We start from the raw sequence: 5,181 nt of genomic DNA on the forward strand, positions 1-5,181 counted from the left end.
ACCGCCATTCCGCCCAGCGGAAAAACCCGGGCGGCGCCCTCGCGGATCAGGCGCGGGCGGCGGCGCTGGGCGGGCGGCGGAGCGCGTGCGGCGCGCCCAGCGCGCGGGAGATGCCGCGGGCGCAGGCGCGCACGGCCGGGATGAGGGCGCGCGCGTCGGACGTCTCGGACGGCACCACGATGGACACCGCCGCCACGACGGTGTCGTCCGGGCCGTAGACGGGAGCGGCGACCGACAGCGCGATCAGCTCGACCTGCCCGTCGCTGATCGCCACGCCGGTGCGGCGCACCTCGGCCAGCACCCGGCGCAGCTCGGCGCCCGAGCAGATCGTCTTGGGCGTGAACCGCCGCAGCGGCCCGGCGATCGCGCGTTCCTGCAGGGCGGGGTCGGCGTGCGCGAGCAGCGCCAGGCCCACTCCGGTGGCGTGCGCGGGCCAGCGGCCGCCGACGCGGGTGAACACGTGCACCGCGTTGCGGGAGGAGATGCGCTCGATGTAGACGACCTCCAGCCCGTCCAGCACGGCCAGCTGCACGTTCTCGTGCGTCGCCTCGTACAGGTCCTCCAGGAACGGCATCGCCGCCTCGCGCAGCGCCTGCCCGCGCGGCGCCAGGGCCGCCACCTCCCACAGGCGCAGGCCGATGCGGTACAGGCCGTGCTCGTCGCGTTCCAGGGCGCCCCACCGGGTCAGCTCGCCGACCAGCCGGTGCGCGGTGGCGGGCGGCAGGCCGGCGCGGCGGCTGATGTCCGACAGCGACAGCGCCGGCCGCTGCGGGGAGAAGGCGTCCAGGATGCCCAGAACGCGCCGGGCGACCGACGGGCGCCCGGCGACGGCGTCGGGCGGCGTGCGCGGCGGGGGCGCGGAACCGGTGAGCGCGGCGGCGGGACCGGTGGCGTTCATGGGCGGCTCCTGGGGCGGGTCACGTCTCCGTCGGGGGAGTCTGCGCGTCGGGGCCCGACGCGGGCCGCGGTCCGGCCGCGCCGTGCGCGGCGCGCAGCCGGGCCTTGAGGATCTTGCCCGCGGCGTTGCGGGGGAGGGCGTCGGCGAACTCCACCGACTTGGGGATCTTGTACTTGGCCAGTCGGCCGGACAGCGACGCCAGCAGCCGCTCGGCGGTCAGCCCGGAGCCCGGACGGGGCACGACGACCGCGTGCCCGACCTCGCCCCACCTCGCGTCGGGCACGCCGATCACCGCGCACTCCAGCACGTCGGGGTCGGCCACGATGGCGTTCTCCACCTCCGCCGGGTAGATGTTCTCGCCGCCTGAGATGATCACGTCCTTGATCCGGTCGACGATGTAGGCGTAGCCGTCCTCGTCGACGCGGGCGGCGTCGCCGGTGTGGAACCAGCCGTCGGTGAACGCCCGGGCGGTCTCGTCCGGCAGGCCCCAGTAGCCGGGCATCACGTGCGGGCCCTTGACGACGATCTCGCCGGTCTCGCCGGGCGCCACCGGCCGCATGTCCGGGCCCACCACCTTGACGTCGCTGAAGAAGTGCGGCACCCCCGCCGACCCCGCCTTGGAGATCGCGTGGGCCGCGTCGAGGAACAGTACACCGGGCGACGCCTCGGTCATGCCGTATCCCTGCAGGAAGGTCAGCCCGCGCTCCTGATAGGTCGCGATCAGCGAGGTGGGCACGGGGGCGCCGCCGCAGGTCAGCAGCCGCAGCGACGACAGGTCCGCGGTCGGCCACCGGGGCGACCGGGCGATCTGCTCGAACATCGTGGGCACCCCGAACATGAACGTGATCCGGTGCCGTTCGATCAGGTCGAGCGCCCCCTCGGGGTCGAACCGCTCGACGAGCACGCAGCGGCCTCCCTTCAGCAGCACCGGCAGGGTCAGCATGTTCAGTCCGGCGGTGTGGAACAGCGGCGCCGTCACCAGCGCGGCCTCGTCGGCGACCAGGTCGTGGTCGATCAGCACGTTGACGGCGTTCCAGGTGATGTTGCCGTGGGTGAGCGCGGCGCCCTTGGGCCGGCCGGTGGTGCCGGACGTGTACATGATCATGCACGGGTCGTCCAGGCCGACGGGCTCGTCGATCGGGTCGGCGGCCGCGGCGGCCAGCAGCTCCTCGTACCCGTCCTCGTGCCCGCCGCCGGTCGCCTCCAGCGGGACGTACGCCCGCACTCCGGCGGTGTCGCGGATGCCGTCCACCAGCTCGGCGTGGCCGGGCGCGTACACCAGCACGCCCGCCCCCGAGTCGGCCAGCTGGTAGGCGATCTCGGGTCCGGCCAGGCGCGTGTTGAGCGGGACGAACACGCCGCCGAGCGCGCCGGTGGCGAACAGCGTCTCGAGGAAGGTCGGGTGGTTGGGGCCGAGGTAGGCGACGCGGTCGCCGCGCCGGACGCCCAGGGCGCGCAGGGCGTGCGCCAGCCGGGTGACCCGTTCGTGCAGTTCGCCGTACGTGCGGACCTGGTCCCGGTGGACCAGGGCGGTGCGGTGCGGGGTCTTGCGGGCGCGGCGGGCCGGCCAGGAACCGAGTCCTTCGTTGCGCATGATCGTCCCCCTAGGGGCGGAGCGAAGGCAGTGGCGACAGCCCGAACATAGGCGTAGCATTAACGGCCGTCAATAATGTGCCTAACTTCGGACGGGGCGGGGGGACCGGACCGGTGCGCAGGCGAACGTCCACGCCAGAGCGGGAGGCCGCGGGCGGCGCGGAGGCCGCCGCCCGGACCGACGCGGACGCGGCGCTCGGGCCGCCGCGGCTGCGGCCGCAGGCCCTCATGCTGACGTTCCTGGGCAACTACGTGCTTCGCCGCGACATCGCGGTGTTCTCCGGCAGCTTCATCGAGGTGTTCGATCGGCTCGGCGTGGGGGAGCAGGCGGTCCGCTCCACGCTCACCCGCATGGTCGCACGCGACCTGCTCGCCCGCCACAGGCGCGGCCGCCGCATGCACTTCGGTCTGACCGAGCGCTCGGCGCGGATCCTGGTCGACGGGGAGCGCCGCGTCTGGGAGCGCGGCGCGGTCAACACCGCCTGGGACGGGCGATGGACGGTGCTGGCGTTCTCCATGCCCGAGTCGTGGCAGCGGCAGCGCCACGACCTGCGCTCCCGCCTGATCTGGGCCGGCTTCGGACCGCTGGGCAACGGCATGTGGGTGACGCCGTCGCGGGTGGACGTCGCCCCGATCATCGAGGACCTGGGCCTGGACGGGCGGGTCAAGGTGTTCTGCGGCGCCGCCGAGGCGCCCACCGACGTGGCGCGCATGATCCGCGACGCCTTCGACCTGGACGGGCTGGCCGCCGGCTACCGCGCCTTCCTGGACCGCTGGGACCGCCGCGACCCGATGCCGCAGGCCCCCGACGACCTGGCCCGCTACCTGTGGATGCTCACCGAGTGGCTGCAGCTGGTCCGGGTCGACCCCTGGCTGCCCGTGGAGCACCTGCCGGCCGACTGGCCGGCGGTGCGCGCCCAGGCGGTGCTGCACGAGCTGCGCTCCCGCTACGAGTCGGCGGCGCGCCGCATCGCCGACCGGACGATCGAGTTCATCGAGGCGCCTCCCGTCGCGACCCCGGAATCCGCCCCGCGTCGCGCTTAGGCCGGGCCGCGCCTCGGCGGCTCGGCACGCTGCGCAGGACGACCAGGAACCTTCCCCTACGAGAAGCGCATGCACACCCCCGGCGTCTCCGCGCCGCGGCAGAGTCCGGGAAGAGCCCCTCCCACCGTTGTGGAACGCCGCGCTCCGCGTCGCTTATCACGTGGCGTTACGGGAATGCTCGACATCCCGGACGGTCGTCACGCACGGTGACGGCGGGTGGCCGCGGCGGGAGGAGGCGATCATGGGGGCACGACCGGGACGACCGCCGGCTCGGCTCCCGCGGCTCGCCCGCGAGATGGCCGCGGAGTTCGCCGGGACGATGATCCTCATCCTGTTCGGCGTGGGGGTGGTCGCGCAGGTCGTCGCGGGCGGCCTCGGCGACCACGACAGCATCGCCTGGGCCTGGGGCATCGGCGTCACGCTGGGCGTCTACGTGGCCGCGGCGCTCAGCGGCGGCCACATCAACCCGGCCGTGACCGTCGCGCTCGCGGTCTTCAAGGGGTTCCCCTGGCGCAAGGTCGCCCCGTACGTCGTCGCGCAGGTCGCCGGGGCGTTCGTCGCCGCGCTGCTGGTCCGCTGGAACTACACCGAGGCGCTCGCCAAGGTCGACCCCGAGCACACCATCAAGACCCAGGTCGTGTTCTCCACGCTGCCGGGCAACGGCGCCCTGCCGGTGGACATGTGGGGCGGCCTGCGCGACCAGATCATCGGCACCGCGATCCTGCTGTTCGTCGTGCTCGCCCTGATCGACGCGCGCAACCTGCCGCCGCTGGCCAACCTGGCCCCGGTGGTCATCGGCCTGCTCGTGGTCGGCATCGGCATGGCCTGGGGCACCAACGCCGGCTACGCCATCAACCCCGCCCGGGACTTCGGACCGCGCCTGGCCCAGTACCTCACCGGGTACGGCGGCGCCTGGCGCGACCAGAACGGCGACCTGTACTTCTGGGTGCCGATCGTCGGCCCGCTGGTGGGCGGCGTCATCGGGGCCGCCCTCTACATCCTGCTCATCGGCCGCAACCTGCCCGCGCCCGCCGACCTCGACGCCGCCGCGCGACAGCCCGACGAGGCTCCCCCCTGATCCCCGGCCCCTGATCACCGCATGCCCGCGCCGGTTCCGGCGGCGGATCGAGTGCGAGGAGCGGAGATCGTCCGCTCGCCAGAGTGAGGAGGATGAGATGGGCGACGTCGTGGGCGCTCTGGACCAGGGCACCACCAGCACCAGATTCATGATCTTCGATCACGGCGGCGACGAGATCGCCCGCCACCAGCTCGAGCACGAGCAGATCCTGCCGCGCGCCGGGTGGGTGGAGCACAACCCGACCGAGATCTGGGAGCGCACCCGCGCCGTCATCGAGACCGCCCTCACCAAGGCGAACCTGCAGTACAGCGACCTGGCCGCGCTCGGCATCACCAACCAGCGCGAGACCACCGTCGTGTGGAACCGGCGCACCGGACGGCCCTACTACAACGCGATCGTCTGGCAGGACACCCGCACCGACGCCATCGCCGCCGCGCTGGAGCGCGACGGACGCGGCGACGTGATCCGCCGCAAGGCGGGGCTGCCCCCGGCCACCTACTTCTCCGGCGGCAAGATCCAGTGGATTCTGGAGAACGTCGAGGGGGTGCGCGAGGCCGCCGAGGCCGGG

Annotated in this window: 5 protein-coding genes; 3 read left to right on the top strand and 2 right to left on the bottom strand. The window is 73.8% G+C overall.

Annotated elements, in window-relative coordinates:
- Positions 1 to 46 precede the first annotated feature (46 nt).
- Together AR3_RS28445 and AR3_RS28450 are read right to left on the bottom strand one after the other, a co-directional pair.
- Positions 47 to 898: an IclR family transcriptional regulator gene (locus AR3_RS28445; RefSeq protein WP_083952223.1), complete on the bottom strand. Its 852-nt coding sequence runs from the start codon at positions 896 to 898 to the stop codon at positions 47 to 49.
- 19 nt (positions 899 to 917) lie between these two features.
- Positions 918 to 2,492 carry an acyl-CoA synthetase gene (locus tag AR3_RS28450; protein WP_067918651.1) on the bottom strand — a complete coding sequence of 525 codons (1,575 nt, stop codon included), beginning with the start codon at positions 2,490 to 2,492 and terminating at the stop codon, positions 918 to 920.
- A gap of 113 nt (positions 2,493 to 2,605) precedes the next feature.
- Here AR3_RS28450 and AR3_RS28455 point away from each other — a divergent pair, with 113 nt between their 5' ends.
- The 3 genes from AR3_RS28455 to AR3_RS28465 form a co-directional block, all read left to right on the top strand.
- Complete coding sequence (locus AR3_RS28455) at positions 2,606 to 3,535, top strand: PaaX family transcriptional regulator (protein WP_227023363.1); 930 nt, start codon at positions 2,606 to 2,608, stop codon at positions 3,533 to 3,535.
- Between the two features lie 241 nt (positions 3,536 to 3,776).
- A complete protein-coding gene (locus AR3_RS28460) occupies positions 3,777 to 4,613 on the top strand; it encodes an MIP/aquaporin family protein (protein ID WP_067918653.1) in 837 nt (278 codons plus the stop codon).
- A 97-nt stretch (positions 4,614 to 4,710) separates the two neighbouring features.
- Positions 4,711 to 5,181 (top strand): FGGY family carbohydrate kinase (locus tag AR3_RS28465; protein WP_245637939.1); only part of this gene is annotated, 471 nt, incomplete at its 3' end.

Source organism: Actinomadura rubrobrunea NBRC 15275 (genome assembly GCF_001552235.1).
GTDB lineage: Bacteria > Actinomycetota > Actinomycetes > Streptosporangiales > Streptosporangiaceae > Spirillospora > Spirillospora viridilutea.

What these genes read in the sequence shown, in the direction of transcription:
- AR3_RS28445 (WP_083952223.1), bottom strand. Translation starts at nt 898, where the DNA reads ATGAACGCCACCGGTCCCGCCGCCGCGCTCACCGGTTCCGCGCCCCCG.
- AR3_RS28450 (WP_067918651.1), bottom strand. Translation starts at nt 2,492, where the DNA reads ATGCGCAACGAAGGACTCGGTTCCTGGCCGGCCCGCCGCGCCCGCAAG.
- AR3_RS28460 (WP_067918653.1), top strand. Translation starts at nt 3,777, where the DNA reads ATGGGGGCACGACCGGGACGACCGCCGGCTCGGCTCCCGCGGCTCGCC.